This is a genomic window from Streptomyces sp. NPDC052301 (assembly GCF_044593395.1).
In the GTDB taxonomy this organism is placed as follows: Bacteria; Actinomycetota; Actinomycetes; order Streptomycetales; family Streptomycetaceae; genus Streptomyces.
Map to the genome: position 1 here is coordinate 393,629 of NZ_JBIUBE010000005.1, position 24,197 is coordinate 417,825.

The 24,197-nt window shown below is 71.4% G+C and carries 18 protein-coding genes; 8 read left to right on the forward strand and 10 right to left on the reverse strand.

The annotated features are described in order from the left end of the window. Positions 1-97: 97 nt before the first annotated feature. The 6 genes from ACIHEJ_RS16260 to iolC all read right to left on the reverse strand — a co-directional run bounded on the left by ACIHEJ_RS16260 (position 98) and on the right by iolC (position 8,053). Positions 98-1,531 carry an APC family permease gene (locus tag ACIHEJ_RS16260; protein WP_400135502.1) on the reverse strand — a complete coding sequence of 478 codons (1,434 nt, stop codon included), beginning with the start codon at positions 1,529-1,531 and terminating at the stop codon, positions 98-100. 387 nt (positions 1,532-1,918) lie between these two features. Continuing rightward, on the reverse strand, positions 1,919-3,421 hold the full coding sequence (gene mmsA, locus ACIHEJ_RS16265) for a CoA-acylating methylmalonate-semialdehyde dehydrogenase (RefSeq protein WP_400135504.1): 1,503 nt from the start codon (positions 3,419-3,421) through the stop codon (positions 1,919-1,921). 16 nt (positions 3,422-3,437) lie between these two features. Further along, positions 3,438-5,315 (reverse strand): 3D-(3,5/4)-trihydroxycyclohexane-1,2-dione acylhydrolase (decyclizing), encoded by a 1,878-nt coding sequence (gene iolD, locus ACIHEJ_RS16270; protein WP_400135506.1) that lies wholly within the window; start codon positions 5,313-5,315, stop codon positions 3,438-3,440. Then, positions 5,312-6,151, reverse strand: coding sequence for a 5-deoxy-glucuronate isomerase (gene iolB, locus ACIHEJ_RS16275; RefSeq protein ID WP_400135507.1), 840 nt, complete (start codon positions 6,149-6,151; stop codon positions 5,312-5,314). The genes iolD and iolB overlap by 4 nt, the downstream gene beginning before the upstream one ends. 7 nt (positions 6,152-6,158) lie before the next feature. Continuing rightward, positions 6,159-7,082: a deoxyribose-phosphate aldolase gene (locus ACIHEJ_RS16280; protein ID WP_400136131.1), complete on the reverse strand. Its 924-nt coding sequence runs from the start codon at positions 7,080-7,082 to the stop codon at positions 6,159-6,161. Between the two features lie 20 nt (positions 7,083-7,102). Continuing rightward, positions 7,103-8,053: a 5-dehydro-2-deoxygluconokinase gene (gene iolC / locus ACIHEJ_RS16285; protein WP_400135509.1), complete on the reverse strand. Its 951-nt coding sequence runs from the start codon at positions 8,051-8,053 to the stop codon at positions 7,103-7,105. Positions 8,054-8,264: 211 nt separating this feature from the next. Between iolC and ACIHEJ_RS16290 the strand changes: the two genes are divergently transcribed. From ACIHEJ_RS16290 to ACIHEJ_RS16300, 3 genes are all read left to right on the forward strand, one after another. Continuing rightward, complete coding sequence (locus ACIHEJ_RS16290; RefSeq protein WP_400135511.1) at positions 8,265-9,206, forward strand: helix-turn-helix domain-containing protein; 942 nt, start codon at positions 8,265-8,267, stop codon at positions 9,204-9,206. A 371-nt stretch (positions 9,207-9,577) separates the two neighbouring features. Further along, entirely contained in the window at positions 9,578-9,778 is a 201-nt protein-coding gene (locus ACIHEJ_RS16295) for a helix-turn-helix transcriptional regulator (protein ID WP_400135513.1), read from the forward strand. 64 nt (positions 9,779-9,842) lie between these two features. Continuing rightward, positions 9,843-10,352, forward strand: a complete 510-nt coding sequence (locus ACIHEJ_RS16300; protein ID WP_400135515.1) for a GNAT family N-acetyltransferase — start codon at positions 9,843-9,845, stop codon at positions 10,350-10,352. A 114-nt stretch (positions 10,353-10,466) separates the two neighbouring features. Here the strand turns inward: ACIHEJ_RS16300 and ACIHEJ_RS16305 are convergent, their stop codons facing one another. Both ACIHEJ_RS16305 and ACIHEJ_RS16310 read right to left on the reverse strand, forming a co-directional pair. Further along, complete coding sequence (locus ACIHEJ_RS16305) at positions 10,467-11,516, reverse strand: zinc-dependent alcohol dehydrogenase family protein (protein WP_400135517.1); 1,050 nt, start codon at positions 11,514-11,516, stop codon at positions 10,467-10,469. A 30-nt stretch (positions 11,517-11,546) separates the two neighbouring features. Then, entirely contained in the window at positions 11,547-13,808 is a 2,262-nt protein-coding gene (locus tag ACIHEJ_RS16310) for an MMPL family transporter (protein WP_400135519.1), read from the reverse strand. Between the two features lie 162 nt (positions 13,809-13,970). Between ACIHEJ_RS16310 and ACIHEJ_RS16315 the strand changes: the two genes are divergently transcribed. The 4 genes from ACIHEJ_RS16315 (at position 13,971) to ACIHEJ_RS16330 (ending at position 18,307) form a co-directional block, all read left to right on the forward strand. Beyond that, positions 13,971-14,609, forward strand: a complete 639-nt coding sequence (locus ACIHEJ_RS16315) for a TetR/AcrR family transcriptional regulator (protein ID WP_400135521.1) — start codon at positions 13,971-13,973, stop codon at positions 14,607-14,609. Positions 14,610-14,695: 86 nt separating this feature from the next. After that, positions 14,696-15,643, forward strand: a complete 948-nt coding sequence (locus ACIHEJ_RS16320) for a PrsW family intramembrane metalloprotease (RefSeq protein WP_400135522.1) — start codon at positions 14,696-14,698, stop codon at positions 15,641-15,643. Between the two features lie 74 nt (positions 15,644-15,717). Next, positions 15,718-15,957, forward strand: coding sequence for a heavy-metal-associated domain-containing protein (locus tag ACIHEJ_RS16325; RefSeq protein ID WP_400135524.1), 240 nt, complete (start codon positions 15,718-15,720; stop codon positions 15,955-15,957). Between the two features lie 85 nt (positions 15,958-16,042). Further along, on the forward strand, positions 16,043-18,307 hold the full coding sequence (locus tag ACIHEJ_RS16330) for a heavy metal translocating P-type ATPase (protein WP_400135525.1): 2,265 nt from the start codon (positions 16,043-16,045) through the stop codon (positions 18,305-18,307). Positions 18,308-19,007: 700 nt separating this feature from the next. On the opposite strand, the gene ACIHEJ_RS16335 is transcribed toward ACIHEJ_RS16330, so the two are convergent. Together ACIHEJ_RS16335 and ACIHEJ_RS16340 are read right to left on the reverse strand one after the other, a co-directional pair. Then, entirely contained in the window at positions 19,008-20,297 is a 1,290-nt protein-coding gene (locus tag ACIHEJ_RS16335) for a citrate synthase (RefSeq protein ID WP_400135527.1), read from the reverse strand. Between the two features lie 197 nt (positions 20,298-20,494). Then, positions 20,495-22,765, reverse strand: coding sequence for an ATP-dependent RecD-like DNA helicase (locus ACIHEJ_RS16340; RefSeq protein WP_400135529.1), 2,271 nt, complete (start codon positions 22,763-22,765; stop codon positions 20,495-20,497). A 185-nt stretch (positions 22,766-22,950) separates the two neighbouring features. Here ACIHEJ_RS16340 and ACIHEJ_RS16345 point away from each other — a divergent pair, with 185 nt between their 5' ends. Next, a complete protein-coding gene (locus ACIHEJ_RS16345; protein WP_400135531.1) occupies positions 22,951-24,171 on the forward strand; it encodes a polysaccharide pyruvyl transferase family protein in 1,221 nt (406 codons plus the stop codon). The last annotated feature ends 26 nt before the right edge of the window (positions 24,172-24,197 follow it).

Here is a 24,197-nt window from a genome sequence, read left to right on the forward strand (position 1 = left end):
CCGGGCCCTCCTCGGGGAGTACGAGGCGGCCCGGCGTACTTCGGGTGCGGTACGACCCGTGCGCCTGCGGTCCGGTGAGGGACCGCAGGCTCCTCGTCTAGGCCACGGCTCCCGCGGCGGCCGCCGCGGGCTCCACGTCCTCCGGCAGGGACACCAGCCAGCGCGTCTCGCGGCGCGGGCGCAGGTAGAAGGCCCAGTAGAGGGTGGCGACGGCGGTGATGCCGCCGGTCCACAGCAGGTACGTGACGTCCTGCTCCACGAGGATGTAGGCGAGGACCGCGATCAGCAGGACCGGCATCGCCGGCCACAGCGGCATCCGCCACGCCTTCCGGCTGCCGTGCGCCCCGCGCCGGGCGACCAGCGCGGCGATCGCGACCAGCAGGTACAGGCCGGTGACGGCGACGCCGGTGACGCCGTACAGCGTGTCCAGGTTGACGAAGCAGAGAAACGCGCCGGGGACGCCGACGACGAGGGTGGCGACCCAGGGGGAGCCGAACCGGCCGAGCTTGGCGAGGGCGTTGTTGACCGGGGAGGGCCAGGCCTTGTCGCGGGCGGAGGCGAACAGCACGCGGGAGTTCTGGATGACCATGACGATGCCCGCGTTGATGATGGCGAGGGCGACGCACAGGCTGACGAAGGTGCCGACGGCCGAGTTGCTCCAGGCGATGACCATGCTGGAGATGTCGCCGCCGGTGAGGGCGTTCAGGTCACCGGCGCCCAGGGTGATGGCCACGACCGGGACCAGGATGACCACGCTGGAGATGGCGAGCGTCGCGAGGACGGTGCGGGCGACGTTGCGACGCGGGTTCTCCAGCTCCTCGGAGAGGTAGACGGCGGTGGAGAAGCCCTGGGTGGCGAAGAGGGCGATGGCGAGCCCGGAGAGCACCATCATGGCCGTGACGGGGTTGACGTGGGCGTGCTCGCCGGCGATCTGCATCGAGCCGAGGCTGCTCACGCCGCGGTGGGAGTGGGTGAAGCCGAGCAGGGCGACGACACCGGCGGCGACGACCTCCAGGACGAGGAAGATGCCGGTGATCCAGGCGTTGGCGCGCAGGTCCAGCAGGCCGGCCAGGGTGGCCGCGATCATCACGCCGGCGCCCGTCATGGAGGGGTCGAGGTGGACGACCGGGGCGAGGTAGTCGGCGGTACCCATCGCGATGACCGGAGGGACGATCATCACGACGAGGAGCGACATGACGAAGGCCAGCCAGCCGGCGAGCCGTCCGGCCAGGGTGGAGACGATCGCGTACTCGCCGCCCGCGCTGGGGATGAGGGTGCCCAGCTCGGAGTAGCAGAAGGCCACGGGAATGCAGAGGAGCGCGCCGATGGCGAGGCACAGCGCCGTCGCGGTGCCCAGGCTGGAGAACAGGTCGGGCACGATGACGAACAGGGTCGATGCGGGCGTGACGCAGGACAGCGTCAGCAGGGTGCCGCCGACCACGCCGATGGAACGCTTCAGCGTCCGGGGACTGTCAGAGACGCCTGAGGCGTCCATGACGGCTGCGTCGGCTGGGCGGAGCGTGTCGGTCATGCGGCGGTCCGATCGACTGGTGAGGGTGAGGGTGGCGTCGGGAGCGCTATCGCCTCCGGCGGCTCGTCGTACGTTCGTCTCGTCCGCTCCCGGCGCCCATAGAGAACCCCGACGAAAACCGCCACGTCAATGGCCGTTTACCTTCGGAATCCGCACTCGCGAGCGGGCTCACGTCGCATCACTTTCCCAGGCTGTGACGCCCCATAGGCGCATCCATCAAGCCCCGAGGGAATATGACCTTGCTTTCGAAGGTCATCTGCGCATAACTCCTTCGCCACCCGTTTCATCCCGCCAGAACGGGAACCGCAGCGAAGGTGTCAAAAAAATGTCAGGCCGTCCGGAATCCGGACGGCCTGACGAGGCCCGGAGGTGGCCTCCGGGTGCCACTCAGTGGTTGCGCGGGAAGCCCAGGTCCACGCCCGTGGGGGCGTCGGCCGGGTCGGGCCAGCGGGTGGTGACGACCTTGCCGCGGGTGTAGAAGTGCGTGCCGTCGTTGCCGTAGATGTGGTGGTCGCCGAAGAGCGAGTCCTTCCAGCCGCCGAAGGAGTGGTAGCCCACCGGCACCGGGATCGGCACGTTCACGCCGACCATGCCGGCCTCCACCTCCAGCTGGAAGCGGCGGGCCGCGCCGCCGTCCCGGGTGAAGATCGCGGTGCCGTTGCCGAACGGCGAGGCGTTGATGAGAGCCAGGCCCTCCTCGTACGTCTCGGCGCGCAGCACGCACAGCACCGGGCCGAAGATCTCGTCCTGGTACGCCTTCGCGGTGGTCGGCACCCTGTCCAGCAGCGAGATGCCGATCCAGTGGCCGTCCTCGAAGCCCTCGACGGTGTGACCGGTGCCGTCGAGCACCACCTCGGCGCCCTCGGCGGCGGCGCCGGAGACGTACGAGGCCACCTTGTCACGGTGGGCGGCGGTGATCAGCGGGCCCATCTCGGACGTCGGGTCGTTGCCCGGGCCGATCTTGATCTTCTCGGCGCGCTCGCGGATCTTCTCCACCAGCGTGTCGCCGATCGCGCCCACCGCCACGACGGCCGAGATGGCCATGCAGCGCTCGCCCGCGGAGCCGTAGGCCGCGCTCACCGCGGCGTCGGCCGCCGCGTCCAGGTCGGCGTCCGGCAGGACCAGCATGTGGTTCTTGGCGCCGCCCAGGGCCTGCACGCGCTTGCCGTTGGCGGAGGCGGTGGTGTGGATGTAGCGGGCGATCGGGGTCGAGCCGACGAAGGAGACGGCCTTGACGTCCGGGTGCTCCAGGAGGCGGTCGACGGCCACCTTGTCGCCGTGCACGACGTTGAACACGCCGTCCGGCAGACCCGCCTCGGACAGCAGCTCGGCGATCTTCACGGACGCCGACGGGTCCTTCTCGCTCGGCTTGAGCACGAAGGTGTTGCCGGTCGCGATCGCGATCGGGAACATCCACATCGGGACCATCGCCGGGAAGTTGAACGGCGTGATGCCGGCGACGACACCGAGCGGCTGGCGGATCGAGGAGACGTCCACGCGGCTCGCGACCTGCGTGGACAGCTCGCCCTTCAGCTGCACGTTGATGCCGCAGGCCAGGTCCACGATCTCCAGACCGCGCGCGACCTCACCGAGCGCGTCGGAGTGCACCTTGCCGTGCTCGGCGGTGATCAGCTCCGCGATCTCGTCGCGGTGGGCGTCGAGCAGCGCGCGGAACTTGAAGAGGATGTTGGTCCGCTGCGCCAGCGAGGACTGGCCCCAGGTCAGGAAGGCGTCCTTGGCCGCCGCGACCGCCGCGTCCACCTCCTCGACCGACGCGAACGCGACCTTCGTGGTGACCGCGCCGGTCGCCGGGTCGGTGACCGGCCCGTACGTGCCCGACGCGCCTTCGACGGTCTTCCCGCCGATCCAGTGGTTGACGATCTTCGTCATGCCCAGAGACTCCTTATTACAGATGGCGGCGTCGGGTCGAGACGTGCCGTTCGTACAGCTCACGTGCCTTGACCGCCGACGGTCGGGTCGCGGTCTCGGCCACAGGAACATCCCACCAGGCCTGCGCCGGAGGCGCGCCCGACACTGTGTCGGACGTTTCGGTCTCCACGTAGACACATGTGGGAGTGTCGGCCGCCCGCGCCTCGGCGAGCGCCGCGCGCAGGTCCCGGACGGTCTTCGCGCGCAGCACCCGCATGCCCAGGCTGGCCGCGTTGGCGGCCAGGTCGACGGGCAGCGGGGCGCCCGTGTAGGTCCCCTCCTTTGTGGGGAAGCGGTAGGCGGTGCCGAACCGCTCCCCGCCCACCGACTCCGACAGCCCGCCGATGGACGCGTATCCGTGGTTCTGCACCAGCAGGATCTTGATCGCGATGCCCTCCTGCACGGCCGTCACGATCTCCGTCGGCATCATCAGATACGTGCCGTCGCCGACCAGCGCCCACACGTTGCGCTCCGGCGCGGCGAGCTTCACCCCGATGGCGGCCGGGATCTCGTAGCCCATGCACGAGTAGCCGTACTCCAGGTGGTACTGGTCGTGCGACCGCGTCCGCCACAGCTTGTGCAGGTCGCCGGGGAGCGAGCCGGCCGCGTTGATGATGATGTCCGACTCGTCCACCAGGGCGTCCAGGGCGCCGATGACCTGCGGCTGGGACGGCCGTGCGTCGATCTCGTCGGCCTCGAAGCAGGCGTCGACGCGCTGCTCCCAGCGCTCCTTGTCCTCGGTGTACTCGGTGACGTACGACTGCGCCGCCCGGTGCCCGTGCATCACCAGCGCCTCCGTCAGCTCGCCGAGCCCGCTGCGGGCGTCGGCGACCAGCGGCAGCCCGGCCAGCTTGTGGCCGTCGAAGGGGGCGATGTTCAGGTTGAGGAAGCGGACGTCCGGGTTCTCGAAGAGGGTGCCGGAGGCCGTGGTGAAGTCCGTGTACCGGGTGCCGACGCCGATCACCAGGTCCGCGGTGCGGGCCAGCTCGTCGGCGGCCGCGGTGCCGGTGTGGCCGACCCCGCCCACGTCCTGCGGGTGGTCGTGGCGCAGGGAACCCTTGCCGGCCTGCGTGGAGGCGACCGGTATCCGGGTGGCCGCCGCGAACTCCGCGAGGGCCTCCTCGGCACGGCTGTGGTGGACCCCGCCGCCCGCGACGACCAGCGGCCTGCGCGCCTCCCGGATCACCCGGACCGCCTCCGCCAGCTCGGCCGGGTCCGCGCCCGGCCGTCGTACGGTCCACACGCGCGTCGAGAAGAACTCCTCCGGCCAGTCGAACGCCTCGGCCTGCACGTCCTGCGGCAGGGCGAGGGTGACCGCGCCGGTCTCCACCGGGTCGGTGAGGACCCGCACCGCCTGCAGGGCGCTCGGGATCAGCTGCTCGGGGCGGGTGACGCGGTCGAAGTACCTCGACACCGGGCGCAGGGTGTCGTTGACCGAGACGTCACCCGCGTACGGCACCTCCAGCTGTTGCAGGACCGGGTCGGCGGGGCGGGTGGCGAAGACGTCACCGGGCAGCAGCAGGACCGGGAGGTGGTTGATGGTGGCCAGGGCGGCGCCGGTGACCAGGTTGGTCGCGCCGGGGCCGATGGACGTGGTCACCGCGTGCGTGGACAGGCGGTTCGACTGGCGGGCGTAGCCGACGGCCGCGTGCACCATCGACTGCTCGTTGCGGCCCTGGTGGTACGGCATGACATCGGCGTGCTCGATCAGCGCCTGGCCGATCCCCGCGACATTGCCGTGGCCGAAGATGCCCCAGGTGGCGCCGATCAGCCGCCGCCGCTCGCCGTCGCGTTCGGTGTGCTGGGCGGCGAGGAAGCGGACGAGTGCCTGGGCGACGGTCAGCCGGATCGTCATCGGTAGCCCCCTGTGCTCTCTACGTGGTCGGGGTGGAAGCAGATCCGCCACTCCCGGGTCGTGCCCGGTCCCGCCATGACGTTCAGGTAGTACATGTCATGGCCGGGCTGGGCGATGGACGGGCCGTGCCAGCCGTCGGGGACGAGCACGGCGTCACCGGAGCGGACCTCGGCGAGGACGTCGGAGCCGCCCGCACGTGAGGGGAACACCCGCTGGTAGCCGAGCCCGTTCGAGCCGTCGATCTCGAAGTAGTAGATCTCCTCCAGCTCGGACTCCTCGCCCGGCCGGTGCTCGTCGTGCTTGTGCGGCGGGTACGACGACCAGTTGCCGCCCGGGGTGATCACCTCGACGGCGATCAGACTGTCGCACTCGAACGAGTCCGCCGAGGCGAAGTTGCGCACCCGCCGGGCGCAGGTGCCGCTGCCGCGCACCTCGACGGGGACCTCCGGCGCGGGGCCGTAGCGGGCGGGGAGTCGTCGCTCGCACTTCGCTCCTGCCAGGGCGAAGCGGCCTCCCGCGCCGGAGGCGATCTGGACCCGGGCGTCCCGGGGGGCGTACGCGAAGTCGGAGGCCGACGCGAAAACACTCTCCCGGCCCAGGAGTTGGAACTGCACCGACTCGGCTGACGCGGTTTCAATTTGTACGGTACATCCGCCTTCCAGCGGAAGCACGATCCATTCACTGTCCCCGGTGGTGAACGTATGCGTACCGTCCGGTGTCAACTCCACGACACGCAGGCTGCTGTGCGTCCAGCCGGCCCGCTCGGGGCCGATGTCGACGGCGTACCGGGCGTTCGCGGTGGCGCCCCGGGGCAGATGCAGGTCGGTGCTGGTCATGCGGCCCTCACAGCAGTCCTACGGCGGTGTCCACGGCGGCGGCCACGTCGCCGTCCGCCGGGTACAGCAGCGAGCGGCCGACCACCAGGCCGCGCACGGTGGGCAGTTGCAGCGCGCCGCGCCACTTCTCGTAGGCGGCGACCTGGTCCTCGGGGGAGTCCCCGATGTCGCCACCGAGCAGCACGGCGGGCAGGGTGGAGGTCTCCATGACCCGGGCCATGTCGTCGGGGTTCTCGGTGACGGGCACCTTCAGCCAGGTGTAGGCGGAGGAGCCGCCGAGACCGGAGGCGATGGCGATGGACTTGGTGACCGCCTCGGCGGACAGGTCGTTGCGCAGCCGTCCCTCGGAGTCGCGGCGGCTGATGAACGGCTCCACGAAGACGGGCAGCCGGCGCGCGGCCATGTCGTCGACGGCGCGGGCGGTGGACTCCAGGGTGGTCAAGGAGCCCGGGTCGTCGTAGTCGACGCGCAGCAGCAGTTTGCCCGCGTCGAAGCCGAGGCGCTGGATGTCCTCGGGGCGGTGACCGGTGAAACGGTCGTCGAGTTCGAAGCGCGCGCCCTGCAGGCCGCCGCGGTTCATGGAGCCCATGACGACCTTGTGGTCGAGGGCGCCGAGGAGGAGCAGGTCGTCCAGGATGTCGGCGGTGGCGAGGACGCCGTCCACGCCGGGCCGGGACAGCGCGAGACACAGACGTTCGAGCAGGTCGGCGCGGTTGGCCATGGCGAGCCGGCGGTCGCCGACCGCGAGCGCGCCACGGGCCGGGTGGTCGGCGGCCACGATCATCAGCCGGCCGCCCTCGTTCAACAGCGGGCGACGGGCCCGGCGGGTGGCGGCCTCGGCGATGGCCTCGGGGTGGTGGGTGCGGATGCGGACCAGTTCGGCCACGTCGACACGGGGGCGCCGTCCGGCGTCCCCGCCCCCGGTGTGCATGCCCGCGACCCGGCCGGCCCTCACAGCACCGCTCCGGCCTCGAGCGCGGCGGCCACCTCGTCCGGGGTGGGCATCGCGGAGGAGCACTCCAGGCGGGAGGCGACGATGGCACCGGCCGCGTTGGCCTGCCGCATGATGGTCTCCAGGTCCCAGCCGGCGAGCAGGCCGTGACAGAGGGAGCCGCCGAAGGCGTCCCCGGCGCCGAGGCCGTTGAGGACGGTGACCGGCAGGGGTGGGACCTCGGCCGATTCACCCTCCCGGCTGACCGCGAGGACGCCCTTGGGGCCCTGCTTGACCACGGCGATCTCGACCCCGGCGGCCAGCAGTGCGCGGGCCGCCGCGTGGGGTTCGCGCACCCCGGTGGCGACCTCCACCTCGTCCAGGTTGCCGACGGCGACCGTGGTGTGGCGCAGGGCCTCGGTGTAGAAGGGACGGGCCTCGTCGGGGTGGCTCCAGAACATGGGACGCCAGTCGAGGTCGAAGACCGTCGTGCCCGACTTCGCCCGGTGCGCGAGGGCCGCCAGGGTCGCCGTACGGCTCGGTTCCTCGCTCAGGCCCGTGCCGGTGACCCAGAAGATACCGGCTTTGCGGACGGCGTCCAGGTCCAGTTCGGAGGCGTCGATCTCCAGGTCGGGCGCCTTGGGCTGCCGGTAGAAGTACAGCGGGAAGTCGTCCGGCGGGAAGACCTCGCAGAAGGTGACCGGGGTGGGGAGCCCGGGGACCGGGGTGACCCAGCGGTCGTCGACGCCGAAACCGCGCAGCGCCTCGTGCAGATAGGCGCCGAACGGGTCGTCACCCGTGCGGGTGATCACGGCGGTGTTCCGGCCGAGCCGGGCCGCGGCGACCGCCACGTTCGTCGCCGACCCGCCGAGGAACTTGCCGAAGGACGACACCTGGGCGAGCGGGACTCCGGTCTGCAGCGGGTAGAGGTCCACTCCGATCCGCCCCATGGTGATCAGGTCGTAGGCCATCGGCTTCCCTTCGTCATGGCTCTCCCCGGCTTTCTAGTCCCGCACGCCGAGCCCTGTCAATGTTTTGTCCGGACATTCGGACCAGGTGGGTTCGGAGATCCTCCGGAGCGCCTACCGGTGCGCCGGGTCCCCGCGGGGGTGCAGGCGGATTTCCGTGGGGTTCCGTGTCGCCGCTCGTACGATGGGTGCCCTTCGGCTTGGTGGAGGGCGGATGTCGGACGAGGTTCCCGGGGAGACCGTTCCGGCACGTCCGCATCCGGCACTGCGGCCCGGCGTGATCAGTCACCGCGGGATCCGGACCGCCCTCGGCCGGCCGCGGCGACGGCTGGAGACGCCGATCGCCGCGGCCACGCTGCTGCTCGGCTTCGAGCAGCCGGTGCGCATCTCCCGGGCCGAGCGCGCCCCGGTGAACCTCGTGGCCGTGGTGAACGGCCTGACCACCGCCCCGGCCCTCGGCGAGCACGGCGGCCGGATCTCCGGCGTCGAGGTGCTGCTCGCCCCCTGGGCGCCTTCACCCTGTTCGGCACGGAACAGTACGAACTGGCCAACAGGTCCGTTGCGCCTTAGGAGTTGGGTCCGCACTTCACGGAACTCGCCGCCGCGCCGACCGCATTGCCTGCCGGGACGGACCGCTTCGCGCTGCTCGGCGAGGTGTTGCTGCGCCGGTGGCGGGCCGACCATCCCAGCTCGGCGGGGGGTGCGGGCCCGGTCGCTGCTCGGGCACAGCCGGGGTGCGATCCCGGTGCGCCGGCCGGCCGAGGACGTCGGCTGGAGCGTCCGGCACCTGGAGAACCGGTTCCGGGAGCAGATCGGCCTGTCCCCGAAGGCGGCGGCCCGTGTGCTGCGGCTGCAGCGGGCGCGGCGGCTGCCGGCCGCGGGGCACGGGCAGGCGGAGACGGCGGCGGTGTGCGGGTTCTACGACCAGGCGCACTTCAGCGGCGAGTTCAAGGCGATGACCGGCTGCACGCCCGGGGAGTTCCTGGCGGCCCGGCGGCTGCCGACGGCGACCGATGTGACCGACCGGCTGACCGGCGAGGCGGCGAGCCTGCTCGTCCCCGCCGACCGCAGCGCGCTTTTCTCCAAGACCCGCGCGGGCCGGTCCCGGCAGGCTGATCTCCCCGCCCTCCGACTCACGCGGGAGGCGGGGATCTGACGGCGGCACAGGCAGAAAGCGGCCGTTCGAAGGCACGTCGGAGGCACGGGGGTCCGGCGGGCCGGGCTTGACGCAGCAGGGCCGGCCCGCCTTCGACCACCAGGATCTCTTCGCCTGCCCCGTCCCTGGCACACCGCGGCCCACTGCCGCCCCGGTGCACGCCTTTGCTGCAGTCGTGTCACAAACGCCCCCTTCGTGTCACACATGTCCCGAGTACGCGGGTTCTCCGTCACATCCGGTCGACAGGCACTGTCCCCTGATCACTCTGTGTCGTTCACCGGGCGCAGGCTTGGTGATCGCCAGCGCAGCACCCGGCTCCCCCGACGGCCATCCCCGGTCGCCGCCGCGGTGCGCGCAGGGAGGTGCAACTCATGACCGACCGAAGGCTCTGGTCCTACAAGGACATCGCGGCGCACATCCGGGTGCAGCCGGACACCGTACGGTCCTATCGCAAGCACGGGCTGCTCCCCCCGCCCGACCATGTGGAGGGCGGCAAGCCCTTCTGGTACGCCGACACCATCCGCGCCTGGGTCGCCTCCCGGCCCGGCAACCGCGGCCGCCGCTGGGACTGAAGCCCCCTTCCCCGTCAGCGAGAACCCCTGTGCCCCACCGCCCGGCCCGGGCACAGCACTCCGCATGAATCCCGCCCCGGACCTCTCCGTCAAGCCCGTGCTCACCGGCGAACGGACCGTGCTGCGCCCTTTCACCGCGGACGACACCGAGACGATGCGGGAGATCATCGGGGAAGCCGAGGCGGTCCACTGCAGCTTCGAGCCGTCCACCGCGCTCACCCTGGACCGCCAGCGCTCCCGGCACGGCGTGCGCACCGCCGAACCCGACCGGCTGGATCTGGCCGTCACCGACCGCGCCACCGGCCGCCTGCTCGGCGAGGTCGTCCTGTACGACGTCGACCCGAGCGCCCGCAGCTGCACCTTCCGCGCCCTGCTGGGCCCGGAGGGCCGGGGCCGGGGCATCGGCACCGAGGCGACCCGGCTGATCGTCGGCCACGGCTTCCGACGACTCGGCCTGCACCGGGTCCAGTCGGAGGTGTACGGCCACCACCTGCGGGCCCGGCGTGTCTACGAGGAGGTCGGGTTCGTGGTCGAAGGCGTCCGGCGGAAAGCCGCGCTGCGGGACGGCGAGTGAGTCGACGAGGTGAGTCGACGAGGTGGTGATGGCCGTCCTCGACCACGAGCGGGCTACCCACCGCGGGCACCCCGAGCGGAAGGCCCGGCGTCTCGGTCCGGCCCCGGGCGGTCCTCAGGCCCGGTTCCACGGCTCGACGACCGTGACTCCCGCCCCCGCCGCCGCACCCATCGCCACGAGCGCCGCCGGGGCCGCGTCGAGGGGGATGGTGGACGTCACCAGCAGGTCGGGGCGCAGGACGCCGGAGCGGACGAGCTGGAGCATGCCGGGATAGCTGTGGGCGGCCATGCCGTGGCTGCCGAGCAGTTCCAGCTCCAGGGCGATGGCGCGGGCCAGCGGGACGGGCGTGGTGCCGTCGGCCGAGGGCAGCAGGCCGACCTGGACGTGCCGGCCGCGGCGGCGCAGGGAGTTGACCGACGCGGCGCAGGTGGCGGGCGAGCCGAGGGCGTCGAGCGAGAGGTGGGCGCCGCCCACGGTCAGCTCCCGGACGGCGGCTGCCGCGTCGGGCACGCCGGTCGCGTCCACGCACTCGGCCGCCCCGAACTTCCGCGCCAGTTCGAGCGCATGGGTCGATATGTCGACGGCGACCACCCGCGCCCCGGAGGCCGCCGCGATCATCACCGCCGACAGCCCCACTCCGCCGCAACCGTGCACCGCGACCCACTCCCCGGCCGCGACCCGGCCCTGCTGCACCACCGCGCGGAAGGCGGTGGCGAAGCGGCAGCCGAGGCCGGCGGCCGTGGCGTACGCCATGTCGTCCGGGACGGCGACCAGGTTGACGTCGGCGTGGTCGAGCGCCACGTACTCGGCGAAGGAGCCCCAGTGGTGGAAGCCGGGCTGGGTCTGCCGCTCGCACACCTGCTGGTCGCCGGCCGCGCAGGCCGGGCAGCTGCCGCAGGCGCAGACGAACGGCACGGTGACCCGGTCGCCGGGCCGCCATCCGGTGACCCGGGACCCCACCGCCTCGACGACACCGGCGAGTTCGTGCCCGGGCACATGCGGCAGCGTGATGTCCGGGTCGTGGCCCATCCAGCCGTGCCAGTCGCTGCGGCAGAGGCCGGTGGCCTCGACGCGGACGACCACGCCGTGGTCGGCCGGCTCGGGGTCGGGTACCTCCCGCACCTCGGCGGGGGCGCCGTACCGCTCGAAGACGACGGCTCGCATGCGCGCTCCTTTCGGGGACCTCCGCGAAGACTAGATGCTTCGGGGGCCCGCCGGCTGGGGGGCCGGTTCCCGTTCGTCGTGGCCGGTCGCGCCCTCAGGCGGAGCGGCGGACGGGCCCGGCTCCGCGTCCTTCCGGGGTGCCGGAGGTTCGCCCTCGCTGAGACCGAACCGTTGGTGGAGCCGACGCAGCGGCGCCGGTGCCCACCAGGTCGCGCTGCCCGTCAGCCGCATGATGGCCGGGACCAGCAGGCTGCGGACGACCATCGCGTCCATCAGCACCGCGAGCGCGATCCCGAGACCCAGCATCTTGGTGTTGGTGACCCGGGAGGTGCCGATGGCGACCATCACCACCGCCAGGATGACCGCCGCCGCGGTGATCAGCCCGCCGGTGCGCTGGAGCCCGTGCCGCACCGCCGCCTCGTGGTCGCCCGTGCGGTCGTACTCCTCCTTGATGCGGGACAGCAGGAACACGCCGTAGTCCATGGAGAGTCCGAAGGCCACGCAGAACATCAGCACCGGCAGGGTGGTCTCTATGGAACCGGAGCTGGTGAACCCGAGCGGGCCGGACAGGTGGCCGTCCTGGAAGACCCAGACAACCGCGCCGAACATGGCGGTCAGGCTGAGCGCGTTGAGCACCACGGCCTGGAGCGGGATCAGCACGCTGCCGGTGAGCAGGAAGACCAGGAGGAGGGTGACGACCGCGATGAACGCGGCTGCCCACGGCAGGCGCTCGGCTATCGCGTGCTTGGAGTCGACGAGGACGGCGGCCGTGCCGGTCACCCGGGTGTCGAAGGGCGCGTCCAGCCCGCGCAGGTCGCCGACCAGGCGCTGGGCGGTGTCGTCCACGGCCTCGCCCCTCGGCTGCACGGTGAAGTAGGCCGCGTCGCCCTTGACCAGGGGCCCTTCGACGCGGGCCACCCCGGGCAGGGCGGCCACCTGCTGCCGGTAGCCGGCGTACTGGGCCTTGGTGGCCCTGCCCTCGGCGAGAATCTCCAGGCCTCCGCCGGGGCTGCCCGGGAAGCCCTCGCGGACGTGCTGCTGCACCACGTGGGACTCGGCGGTCGAGGGCAGCTGGCGGTCGTCGGCGGTGCCGAACTTCACGCCCAGGAAGGGAAGTCCGAGGATCACCAGCAGGGCGCTGGTGCCGACGGCGAAGAGCGGGGCACGGCGCATCACCAGGCCCGCGGTGCGGGCCCAGGTGGTCCCCTCGGCGGGTTTCGGGGCGCGGTCCCGGCGGAACAGGCGGCGTACGTCCAGGGAGTTGACCCGGTGGCCGAGCAGGACCAGTGCGGCCGGGAGCAGGATCAGGGCGGCGGCCGCGGCGAGCAGGACAACGGCGATGCCGGCGTAGGCGAAGGACCGCAGGAAGTACTGCGGGAAGACCATCATGGCGGCCAGGGACACCGCGACCGTGAGAGCGGAGAAGAGCACGGTGCGGCCTGCGGTGCGCAGGGTCGTACCGACCGCGGCCACCGGGGTCGCTCCGGTGGCGAGTTCCTCTCGGTAGCGGCGGACGATGAACAGGGCGTAGTCGATGGCGAGGCCGAGGCCGAGGGCGGTGGTGAGGTTCAGCGCGAAGACGGAGACGTCGGTGAAGGCCGTCAGGCCGCGCAGGACCGCGTTCGTGCCGAGGATGGCGACGATGCCGATCCCGAGGGGCAGCAGGGCGGCGATCGCGCTGCCGAAGACCATGACCAGCAGCACGAGGGTGATCGGCAGGGCGATCAGCTCGGCCCGGGCGAGGTCCTCCTTGATGATGGTCTGCATCTCATGGCGCACGGCGACCATGCCGCCGAGCCTCACCCGCACCGGGCCGTGGGTGCCGCGGTAGCGGGGCGCGATGCGGTCCAGGGTCTTGCCCATCGCGTTCTCGTCGCCGGTGATCCGGGCGGCGATCAGTGCCTCGTGGCCGTCCTCGGCGCGCAGGGCCGGTGACCTGCTCTGCCAGTACGAGCCGACTCCGGTGACGCCCTTCTCCGCCGCCAGCCGCTCGGCCAGGCGCCGGGCCTCGGCGGCCACCGCCGGGTCGTCGACGGAGGAGCGGCCGGTGTCGACCAGCAGCAGCACGTTCGGCTGGGAGTCGGGGAACTGCCGCTCCAGGGCCTTGGTGGCTCGGGTCGACTCGGCGGCCGGGGCCTCCCAGCCGCCGCTGCCGAGACGGTCCGCCACCCCGCCGCCGGCGAGCACGGCGAGCGCGGTGAGCAGCAGGGCCGCCAGCAGCGACAGCCGTGGGCGGGCGGTGACGAATCGGGTCCAGCCACCGGGCCGGGGCGGGCTGTTGACATCGGACATCGTGCGGTGTCCCCTTCACCACGAACCGTGCCCGCGCAGGCAGGGGGGCACGGAGGAGTCATTGCCATAAACTGGCAAACACGAGAGATCGCTCGCGTTTCTCAAGAATGCGAGCGACCACTCGCGTTTGTCAATCATCTTTTGGAGAGCTGGGGATCACGCGTGTCCGACACCTCGGAGAAGGAGCAGCCGCGCCGCCGCCAGGCTCGCGGCGAGCGCCGCATCGCACAGCTGCTCGAAGCCGCCGCCCAGGTCTTCTGCACCACCGGCTACACGGCCGCCAGCACCAACGCCATCGCCCGTGAGGCCGGGGTCTCTCCGGGCACGCTCTACCAGTTCTTCCCGAACAAGGAAGCGATCGCGGTCGAGCTGGGCGACCGACTCGTCCACGAGATGCGGGAGACCTACGGCGAGGCGCTGGCCCCCGTCGATCCGGCCACCCCGCTGGAGGAGGTCATCGGCGCTGCCATCGACCGGTTCATGGCGTTCAACACCGAGCACCCGGTGTTCTTCGCGCTGATGCACGGCCCCGACATGCCCGGCGGGATCACCGAGGCGCACGACCAGCTGCACACCGCCCTGGTCGGGCGCATCGAGGACCTGCTCGCCTCGCTCCTGCCCGAGGCCCCCGCGGCCGACCTCACCCGCACGGCGCACGTCTGCCTCGGCATCTACAAGGCGGGCCTGGAGCTGGTCCTCGCCCACCAGGGCGCCGAGCGCGCGGCCTACGTGCAGGAGATCAAGGACGTCCTGATCCGCTACCTGGACCCCCTGGTGGGCGACCGGTGCGGCCGCCCATGACCCGACGGGGGCACCCGGACTGCGCCGCACAGGACATCTGCCTAGAGTGCGGATGAATCGCCCAGCAGCAGTCCGAGGGGACCGACGTGACCCACTCCCCGCCGCCCGGCACCCCCAGGGCCCGCATCCCCGGCCCCCAGCAGCCCCCACCGCCGTACCCCCGCATCAGGGCGGGCCTGTGGAAGCGCTGCCTGGGCGGCGGGCTCGCCGTGTGGGCGCCGGGCATGCTGGTCACGTACGTCACCCGCAGCACCGCGCTGCTGCCGACACTCATCCTGCTCGGCAGCTTTCTCGCACCCGTCACCTTCGTGCTCTGGGCGTACGAACGGCACGGCCGCGACCTCGGCGTCAGCGCGATCCTCGGATCCTTCCTGGCCGGTGGCGCGCTCGGCGTGCTCGGCGCCTCGGTGATGGAGTCGTATCTGCTGCACCCCTCCCTCGGGATGTTCACCGGCGTCGCCCTGACCGAGGAGGCGGCCAAGCTGGCGGCGCTGGTCTTCGTGCTGCGCCGGCAGCCGGGCATCCGCGGGACGCGGGCGGGGCTGGTGCTGGGCGCGGCCGTCGGCTTCGGCTTCGCGGCGCTGGAGAGCGTGGGCTACGCCTTCGACGCGACCGTCTCCACCGGGGGCGTCGATCTGCGGACGCTGCTGGAGACGGAACTGCTGCGCGGGGTACTCGCCCCCTTCGGCCACGGGCTGTGGACGGCGCTCGCCGGCGGCGTGCTGCTGTCCCTGCGCCGAGCGGCTGGGGGCTTCCGGTGCGCCGCGCCGGTCGTCGGCACCTGTCTGGGCGTCTGTCTGCTGCACGTCCTGTGGGACTCGACGCACGGCATCGCCGCACGGCTGGTGGCCCGCCTGTCCGGCGCCGGCCCGGCCGGACAGCTGCTGCCGGGCTCACCCGACTGGCCGAGCGCGGGGCAGGAGCACCTGTTCACCCTGTTCTCGGTAGGCGGGTCGGTCCTGGTCGCGCTGGCCGGGGTCGGCTGGGTGCGGTCACTGGCACTGCGTGAGTCCTCTTGGAGTAATACCCCCTAGGGGTATAGTGTGAGGAACATGGGGTTCCCCTCGGGGACCCATCGGCCCCACACGCCTCGACGAGGAGTAAAGACATGAGCGCCCAGACCGACACCCCGGGCTCCGTCACCACCGTCTACAAGGTGACCGGCATGAGCTGTGGCCACTGCGAGGGCTCCGTCTCCGGCGAGGTCTCCGAGATCCCCGGCGTCACCTCGGTGAAGGCCGTCGCGTCGACCGGCGAGGTGACCGTCGTCTCCGACGCGCCGCTGGACGACGAGGCCGTGCGCGCCGCCGTGGACGAGGCCGGCTTCGAACTGGCCGGCAGGGCCTGAGACGTACGCCCGTTTCCCCGACCGGGCAGTGCCGACCAGCTGATACTGGATCCGTACGGTCCGGTCCGATGTCTGGAGTCCGGACATGACCAGCAGCACCGCAGAGACCGCCATGATCACGGGTACGACCGCCGAGGTCGAGCTGCTCATCGGCGGCATGACGTGCGCCTCCTGCGCCGCCCGGGTGGAGAAGAAGCTCAACCGGATGGAAGGCGTCAGCGCCACCGTCAACTACGCCACCGAGAAGGCCAAGGTCAGCTACGCCGAAGGCGTCCAGGTGGCCGACCTGATCGCCACCGTGGAGCGGACCGGCTACACCGCCGAGGAACCCCCGCCACCGCAGCCGACCCCCGGGACGGCCTCCGAGACGACCCCGCAGCCCCAGGAGCGCGACACCGGACTCGGCGCCCTGGGGCAGCGCCTGCTCGTCTCCGCGCTGCTCGCGGCGCCCGTCGTGCTGCTCGCGATGATCCCCGCGCTGCAGTTCGACAACTGGCAGTGGCTCTCGCTCACGCTCGCCGCGCCCGTCGTCGTCTGGGGCGGCGCACCCTTCCACCGGGCCGCGTGGACCAACGCCCGGCACGGCACCGCCACCATGGACACCCTCGTCTCGGTCGGCACGCTGGCCGCGTTCGGCTGGTCGCTGTGGGCGCTGTTCTTCGGCGACGCGGGCATGCCCGGCATGCACGACGAGTTCCGCCTCACCGTCTCGGCGATGGACGGCACCTCCACCATCTACCTGGAGGTCGCCGCGGGCGTCGTCGCGCTGATCCTGCTGGGCCGCTATCTGGAGGCCCGCTCCAAGCGGCGCGCCGGGGCCGCCCTGAAGGCGCTGATGGAGCTGGGCGCCAAGGACGTCGCGGTGCTGCGGGACGGCCGTGAGGTGCGGGTTCCGGTGTCGTCCCTGGCCGTGGGCGACCGGTTCGTCGTACGGCCCGGCGAGAAGATCGCCACCGACGGCACGGTGACCGAGGGCGTCTCCGCCGTGGACGCGTCGATGCTGACCGGCGAGTCGGTGCCGGTGGACGTCGGACCCGGCGACCGGGTCACCGGCGCCACGGTCAACGCGGGCGGCCGGCTGGTCGTCGAGGCCACCCGGATCGGGGCCGACACCCAGCTCGCACGGATGGCCCGGCTGGTGGAGGACGCGCAGAACGGCAAGGCCGAGGTGCAGCGGCTCGCCGACCGGGTCTCCGCCGTGTTCGTGCCCGTGGTCCTGCTCATCGCGGCCGGCACCTTCGGCGCCTGGCTGGGCGTCACCGGGGACACCGTCGCCGCGTTCACCGCCGCCGTCGCCGTCCTGATCATCGCCTGCCCCTGCGCGCTGGGCCTCGCCACGCCGACCGCGCTGATGGTTGGCACCGGACGCGGCGCCCAGCTCGGCATCCTCATCAAGGGCCCCGAGGTCCTGGAGTCCACGCGCCGCGTCGACACGGTCGTCCTGGACAAGACCGGCACGGTCACCACCGGCCGGACGACCCTCCAGGGGGTGTACGTCGCGGACGGCGAGGACGAGAAGGAGCTGCTGCGGCTCGCGGGTGCCGTGGAGCACGCCTCCGAGCATCCCGTCGCCCGTGCCGTCGCCGCCGGCGCCGAGGAGTGTGCCGGGACACTGCCGCCGGTCGAGCACTTCGAGAACGTCCCCGGGCGGGGCGTACGCGGGCGCGTGGAGGGCCGCGAGGTGGCCGTGGGGCGCCTCTACGAGGAGCTGCCGCAGGAGCTGGTCCGCGCGGCACGTGAGGCCGAGGAGCAGGGCCGTACGGCCGTCGTGGCCGGCTGGGACGGGCGGGCCCGCGGGGTCCTCGCCGTCGCCGACGCGGTCAAGGGCAGCAGCGCCGAGGCGGTACGGGACCTGCGCGCCCTCGGACTGACGCCGGTGCTGCTCACCGGGGACAACCGGACGGTCGCCGAGGCGGTCGCCAAGACCGTCGGCATCGACGCCGGGAACGTGTACGCCGAGGTGCTGCCCGAGGACAAGGTCGACGTCGTACGGCGGCTGCAGCGCGAGGGGCGGACGGTGGCCATGGTGGGCGACGGTGTCAACGACGCCGCCGCGCTCGCCACCGCCGACCTGGGCCTCGCCATGGGCACCGGCACGGACGCGGCGATCGAGGCCGGCGACCTGACGCTGGTCCGCGGCGACCTGCGGGTGGCCGCGGACGCCATCCGGCTCTCGCGGCGGACGCTCGCCACCATCAAGGGGAACCTCGTGTGGGCCTTCGGCTACAACGTGGCCGCGCTGCCGCTGGCCGCCGCGGGGCTGCTCAATCCCATGATCGCGGGGGCGGCGATGGCCTTCTCGTCGGTGTTCGTGGTGACCAACAGCCTCCGGCTGCGCCGGTTCCGCTGAAGTCCCCGGGGGTTACCGGGGGTTAGGCGCAGCCGATACAGGAGTCCCCCTGGAGTCCTGCGCGTGCCTCACATAAGCTCTTCACAAGGCTCGCGCATCATCCTTACGCTTGAGCCTCGATCTCTGTATCGGGGCTCTTGCGCACCTATAGGACATATGCAAGAGACGCAGATCACAGTGACGCGAACGTAACCATCGAAGGGGTTCGAAGGTCTAAGTTGGCGATGTCAGACCAGCGTCTTGGGGGGCGCTGACTGACATCTGGGGATGTCTTGGGGGACTTCCTCAGAGATGCGTTGCCGGGGCACGTACACCGGGAAGCTTTGAGCGGCCCTCCCTGCGTGCGTTGTCCCGGCAGATCGCACCGCGTCACTGGAGTGGGACGAGTTTTGCTCGTTCTGCTCACCGACAGCGAATTCAGGCGCTGTCCTCTCCGAGCGCCCGGCCGGATCCCGTGGGGGGAATCCGCACCGGGACATGGGAAGGCGCCCTGGTCGTCGGCCCGTGGGGGGACCGGCGTCAGGGCGCCTTCTGCTGTGCACCTCTGCTTCAGGGCCCACCCGCGGGGCGGCCCGGTGACTCCGCAGACGGTTCCGCGCCGAGCCACCGCCCTTCCGGGCCGGCAGCGGACGGGCACCCGCCGGGGAGACGCACCGCCGTAGTGGGGCACCGAAGACCGGCGCCCCCCAACCGGCAGGTGTCAGCGCTCCTCGACCGGGACGAAGTCCCGCTCGACGACGCCCGTGTAGATCTGGCGCGGGCGGCCGATGCGGGAGCCCGGCTCCTTGATCATCTCGGTCCACTGGGCGATCCAGCCCGGCAGGCGGCCGAGGGCGAACAGGACCGTGAACATCTCGGTCGGGAAGCCCATGGCCCGGTAGATCAGACCGGTGTAGAAGTCGACGTTCGGGTAGAGGCTGCGCGAGACGAAGTAGTCGTCGGAGAGCGCGTGCTCCTCCAGCTTGAGCGCGATGTCCAGCAGCTCGTCGGACTTGCCGAGAGCGGACAGGACGTCGTGCGCGGCGGCCTTGATGATCTTGGCGCGGGGGTCGAAGTTCTTGTAGACCCGGTGGCCGAAGCCCATCAGGCGGACGCCGTCCTCCTTGTTCTTCACCTTGCGGATGAAGGCGTCGACGTCGCCGCCGGTCTCCTGGATGCCCTCCAGCATCTCCAGGACGGACTGGTTGGCACCGCCGTGCAGGGGACCCCACAGGGCGCTGATGCCGGCCGAGATCGACGCGAACATGTTGGCCTGCGAGGAGCCGACCAGGCGGACCGTGGAGGTCGAACAGTTCTGCTCGTGGTCGGCGTGCAGAATCAGCAGCTTGTCCAGCGCGGACACCACGACCGGGTCCAGCTCGTACTCGTCCGCCGGGACCGAGAACGTCATGCGCAGGAAGTTCTCGACGTAGCCGAGGTCGTTGCGCGGGTAGACGAACGGGTGGCCGATCGACTTCTTGTACGCGTAGGCCGCGATCGTCGGGAGCTTCGCGAGCAGCCGGATCGTGGAGAGGTTGCGCTGCTTCTCGTCGAACGGGTTGTGGCTGTCCTGGTAGAAGGTGGACAGCGCCGAGACGACCGAGGACAGCATGGCCATCGGGTGGGCGTCGCGCGGGAAGCCCTTGTAGAAGTTCTTGACGTCCTCGTGCAGCAGCGTGTGCCGCGTGATGTCGTTCTTGAACGTCGTCAGCTCGTCGACGGTGGGCAGCTCGCCGTTGATCAGCAGGTACGCCACCTCGAGGAAGGTGGAGCGCTCGGCCAGCTGCTCGATGGGGTAGCCGCGGTAGCGGAGGATGCCCGCCTCACCGTCGAGGTAGGTGACAGCGGATTTATAGGCGGCCGTGTTGCCGTACCCGCTGTCCAGAGTCACCAGACCGGTCTGAGCGCGGAGCTTCCCGATGTCGAAGCCCTTGTCGCCGACGGTGCTGTCGACCACCGGGTAGGTGTACTCGCCGTCGCCGTACCGCAGTACTACAGAGTTGTCGCTCACGTCTTCCCTCACCGACGTAGTGCCTCATCTTCGAGGTGCCCTGACTGTCTCTACCATCCCCCATTTGGCTCAGGAGAGTGCACTCGGGGTCGACCATTGGGCCTATCGGCGGCACTCAGTGCCGCCAACCTGCTCATCCTGCCCCCTCGGAGGGGCATCTGGAAGTGCTCTGTGACCCACATGACTCATTTGATCGATCATTTTTCACGATGAGCCGCGCCGAGCCGGAAGTCGAGGGCCGTGCACCGCCGTCCCGCCGACACCGTGCGCACCGCCTGACCGATCGCCTTGCGCGAACCGACCAGGACGACCAGCTTCTTGGCCCGCGTGACCGCCGTGTAGAGCAGGTTGCGCTGGAGCATCATCCACGCCCCCGTCGTGACCGGAATCACCACCGCGGGATATTCACTGCCCTGCGACCGGTGAATGGTCACCGCGTATGCGTGTGCCAGTTCGTCCAGTTCGTCGAATTCGTACGGAACCTCCTCATCCTCGTCCGTCAGCACCGTCAGGCGCTGGTCGACCGGGTCGAGCGAGGTGACTACGCCCACGGTGCCGTTGAAGACACCGTTCTTCCCTTTCTCGTAATTGTTGCGAATCTGGGTGACCTTGTCTCCGACCCGGAACACCCGGCCGCCGAACCGCTTCTCCGGCAGATCGGGCCGCCCGGGGGTGATGGCCTGCTGCAACAGCCCGTTGAGCGCGCCCGCGCCGGCCGGCCCCCGGTGCATCGGCGCGAGCACCTGCACGTCCCGCCGCGGATCCAGCCCGAACTTGGCCGGAATCCGCCGCGCGGCCACGTCCACGGTGAGCCGCCCCGCCTCCTCCGTATCGTCCTGCACGAAGAGGAAGAAGTCCTTCAGCCCGTCGGTGAGCGGATGCTGCCCGGCGTTGATCCGGTGCGCGTTGGTGACGACCCCCGACTGCTGGGCCTGCCGGAAGACCCGGGTGAGCCGGACGGCGGGGACAGGACTGCCGTCGGCGAGCAGATCACGCAGGACCTCCCCGGCGCCGACGCTGGGCAACTGGTCCACGTCCCCCACGAACAGCAGGTGCGCCCCCGGCGGAACGGCCTTCACCAGCTTGTTGGCGAGCAGCAGGTCGAGCATGGAGGCCTCGTCGACCACCACGAGGTCGGCGTCGAGCGGCCGGTCCCGGTCGTACGCCGCGTCCCCGCCCGGCTTCAGCTCCAGCAGCCGGTGCACGGTGGACGCCTCGGCGCCGGTCAGCTCGGCCAGCCGCTTGGCGGCCCGCCCGGTGGGGGCGGCGAGCAGCACCTTGGCGCCCTTGGCACGGGCCAGCTCCACGATCGAGCGGACGGTGAAGGACTTGCCGCAGCCGGGCCCGCCGGTCAGCACGGCGGCCTTCTCGGTCAGTGCGAGTCTGACGGCCGCCTCCTGCTCCGGGGCGAGGTCGGCACCCGTGCGGGATCTCAGCCAGCTCAGCGCCTTGCCCCAGTCCACGTCCCGGAAGGCCGGCATCCGGTCCTGGTCGGTGCGCAGGAGGCGCAGCAGCCCGGAGGCCAGGGACAGCTCGGCACGGTGGAAGGGGACCAGGTAGACGGCCGTGACGGGCTGCTCGGAGTCCCCCTCGGGACCCGGCACCTTCTCCCGTACGACCCCCGGGTCCTCGCCCTCCGCCGGGGGGCGGGCCAGCTCGGCGAGGCACTCGATGACCAGCCCGGTGTCGACCTGGAGAAGCTTGACGGCGTCGGCGATCAGCCGCTCCTCCGGCAGGAAGCAGTGGCCCTGGTCGGCGGACTGGGACAGGGCGTACTGCAGGCCCGCCTTGACCCGCTCCGGGCTGTCGTGCGGGATGCCGACGGACTGGGCGATCTTGTCGGCGGTGAGGAAGCCGATGCCCCAGACGTCGGCGGCGAGCCGGTAGGGCTGCTCCTTGACGACGGAGATCGACGCGTCCCCGTACTTCTTGTAGATCCGCACGGCGATGGACGTCGACACCTCGACGGTCTGCAGGAAGAGCATGACCTCCTTGATCGCCTTCTGCTCCTCCCACGCGTCGGCGATCTTCTTCGTCCGCTTGGGCCCGAGACCTGGCACCTCGATCAGCCGCTTCGGCTCCTCCTCGATGACGCGGAGGGTGTCCAGCCCGAAGTGCTGGGTGATCCGGTCGGCGAAGACCGGCCCGATCCCTTTCACCAGCCCCGACCCCAGATAGCGCCGGATGCCCTGGACGGTGGCGGGCAGGACCGTCGTGTAGTTCTCGACGTGGAACTGCTTGCCGTACTGCGGATGCGACCCCCAGCGGCCCTCCATCCGCAGGCACTCCCCCACCTGGGCGCCGAGCAGCGCGCCGACCACCGTGAGGAGGTCGCCGCCGCCTCTGCCCGTGTCGACCCGGGCGACCGTGTAGCCGTTCTCCTCATTGGCGTACGTGATCCGTTCCAGCACGCCTTCGAGCACGGCGAGCCGCCGCTCGCCGGCCTGGGTCCCCGCCTGTTGCGCCATGATCCGACGGTACCGGTGGGGTCCGACAGCGGTGCACGGTCGCGCCGAGGGCCGTGTCCCCGGGGTGCGTCAGGACCGGCGGTCAGACGTGCTCCGGCCGATGTGTACGTTGGCTGATGTGGAAGTTGGCTGATGGTCCGCGCCACGCCTCGGGGCGCCGGGAACAGCCACGGGGAGAGGAACACATGGCACGCGTCGCCGTCATCACCGCGCCCAACATCGGGTACCGCAACACAGGAATGCTGACCGTCGACCTGGCCTTCGAGTCGCTGCGACGGCGTACGGGCACCGGCATCGACCCGACCTGGTACACCCTGCACCTGCCGGAGACCGTGCCCCTGCGCGAGGCCGCGCGCGGCACCGACTTCCCGTTCCGCTTCCGCTCCCTGACCGAGCACCTCGACGAGCTCCGCGACCACGACGCCGTCGTCTTCTGGGGCGACTTCCTCCACACCCGGCACTACCTGGCGCAGGACGCGACGAACCGTCTGCTCGACTTCGGCCTGGCCGCGGACCGCGACGCCGCCATGGCACTGCTGAACCGGACCCTGCTGATGGCGGACCAGCCGGACGAACTCCTCGCACGGACCCTCAGCTACGGCGGGACGATCCTGCACAACACCCAGTCCGACTACGAGGACAAGGAGTACGGCCCCCTGTTCTCACGCCTGGTCAGGCGCAGCCACCGGGTCTGGGTGCGTGACCCGCTGTCGGCCGCCAAGATCGCGCACATCCGCGGGGACCGTACGACCGACCACTTCGGCTCGGACGCGGCGCTGCTGTCCCGCCCCGGCGACCTCGACCACCTCCCGGCCACACGGTGGTCCCAGGAGGTCCCGGACGGCGGCGCGATCGGCGTGTTCCTCGGCGCCCGCACCCCGATCCCCGCCTGGCTGCCCGACTTCTGCCGGCGCCTGTCCGACCGCTTCGGCGCCCCGCTCGAATGGCTGCCGTGGTTCGACCGGGAGGTCCCCTCCCAGGTCGGCCACATCCCGGCGCGCCCGGGCGACCACACCGTCGGCGACCTGGTGAAGGTCCTGCCCCGCTACCGGCTGGTCATCACGGACACCTACCACCTCTGCGTCAACGCCTGGGGCGCCGGCACCCCGGTGGTCTGCGTCGGAGCGCCCGAACCGAGGCCGACGACCGCCGACGACTACCTGACGCTGAGCGACGTGAAGAAGCACGTCTTCCACATGGCGTACGACGCGACGGACTTCTACCTGTCCACCCTCCCCGACACCCCCGAAGCCCACGAACACCGCGCCGAGCGCCTGGTCCGCCTCGTGGAGACCGGCGCAGCGGACACCGTCGCCGCCCGGATACGCGAACACGCCGACTACTCGGCGACGGCCTTCAGCGAGACGCTCGCCTCGCTGCTCGGCCGGTCCGGCGGCAGTCGCTGAGGGTGCCGGCCCTCTGGTACGGCGCG

What these genes read in the sequence shown, in the direction of transcription:
- ACIHEJ_RS16295 (WP_400135513.1), top strand. Translation starts at nt 9,578, where the DNA reads ATGACCGACCGAAGGCTCTGGTCCTACAAGGACATCGCGGCGCACATC.
- iolC (WP_400135509.1), bottom strand. Translation starts at nt 8,053, where the DNA reads ATGGCCTACGACCTGATCACCATGGGGCGGATCGGAGTGGACCTCTAC.
- ACIHEJ_RS16280 (WP_400136131.1), bottom strand. Translation starts at nt 7,082, where the DNA reads ATGCACACCGGGGGCGGGGACGCCGGACGGCGCCCCCGTGTCGACGTG.
- ACIHEJ_RS16345 (WP_400135531.1), top strand. Translation starts at nt 22,951, where the DNA reads ATGGCACGCGTCGCCGTCATCACCGCGCCCAACATCGGGTACCGCAAC.
- ACIHEJ_RS16310 (WP_400135519.1), bottom strand. Translation starts at nt 13,808, where the DNA reads ATGTCCGATGTCAACAGCCCGCCCCGGCCCGGTGGCTGGACCCGATTC.
- ACIHEJ_RS16325 (WP_400135524.1), top strand. Translation starts at nt 15,718, where the DNA reads ATGAGCGCCCAGACCGACACCCCGGGCTCCGTCACCACCGTCTACAAG.
- ACIHEJ_RS16340 (WP_400135529.1), bottom strand. Translation starts at nt 22,765, where the DNA reads ATGGCGCAACAGGCGGGGACCCAGGCCGGCGAGCGGCGGCTCGCCGTG.
- iolB (WP_400135507.1), bottom strand. Translation starts at nt 6,151, where the DNA reads ATGACCAGCACCGACCTGCATCTGCCCCGGGGCGCCACCGCGAACGCC.
- ACIHEJ_RS16305 (WP_400135517.1), bottom strand. Translation starts at nt 11,516, where the DNA reads ATGCGAGCCGTCGTCTTCGAGCGGTACGGCGCCCCCGCCGAGGTGCGG.
- ACIHEJ_RS16260 (WP_400135502.1), bottom strand. Translation starts at nt 1,531, where the DNA reads ATGACCGACACGCTCCGCCCAGCCGACGCAGCCGTCATGGACGCCTCA.
- ACIHEJ_RS16330 (WP_400135525.1), top strand. Translation starts at nt 16,043, where the DNA reads ATGACCAGCAGCACCGCAGAGACCGCCATGATCACGGGTACGACCGCC.
- ACIHEJ_RS16300 (WP_400135515.1), top strand. Translation starts at nt 9,843, where the DNA reads ATGAATCCCGCCCCGGACCTCTCCGTCAAGCCCGTGCTCACCGGCGAA.
- mmsA (WP_400135504.1), bottom strand. Translation starts at nt 3,421, where the DNA reads ATGACGAAGATCGTCAACCACTGGATCGGCGGGAAGACCGTCGAAGGC.
- iolD (WP_400135506.1), bottom strand. Translation starts at nt 5,315, where the DNA reads ATGACGATCCGGCTGACCGTCGCCCAGGCACTCGTCCGCTTCCTCGCC.
- ACIHEJ_RS16290 (WP_400135511.1), top strand. Translation starts at nt 8,265, where the DNA reads ATGTCGGACGAGGTTCCCGGGGAGACCGTTCCGGCACGTCCGCATCCG.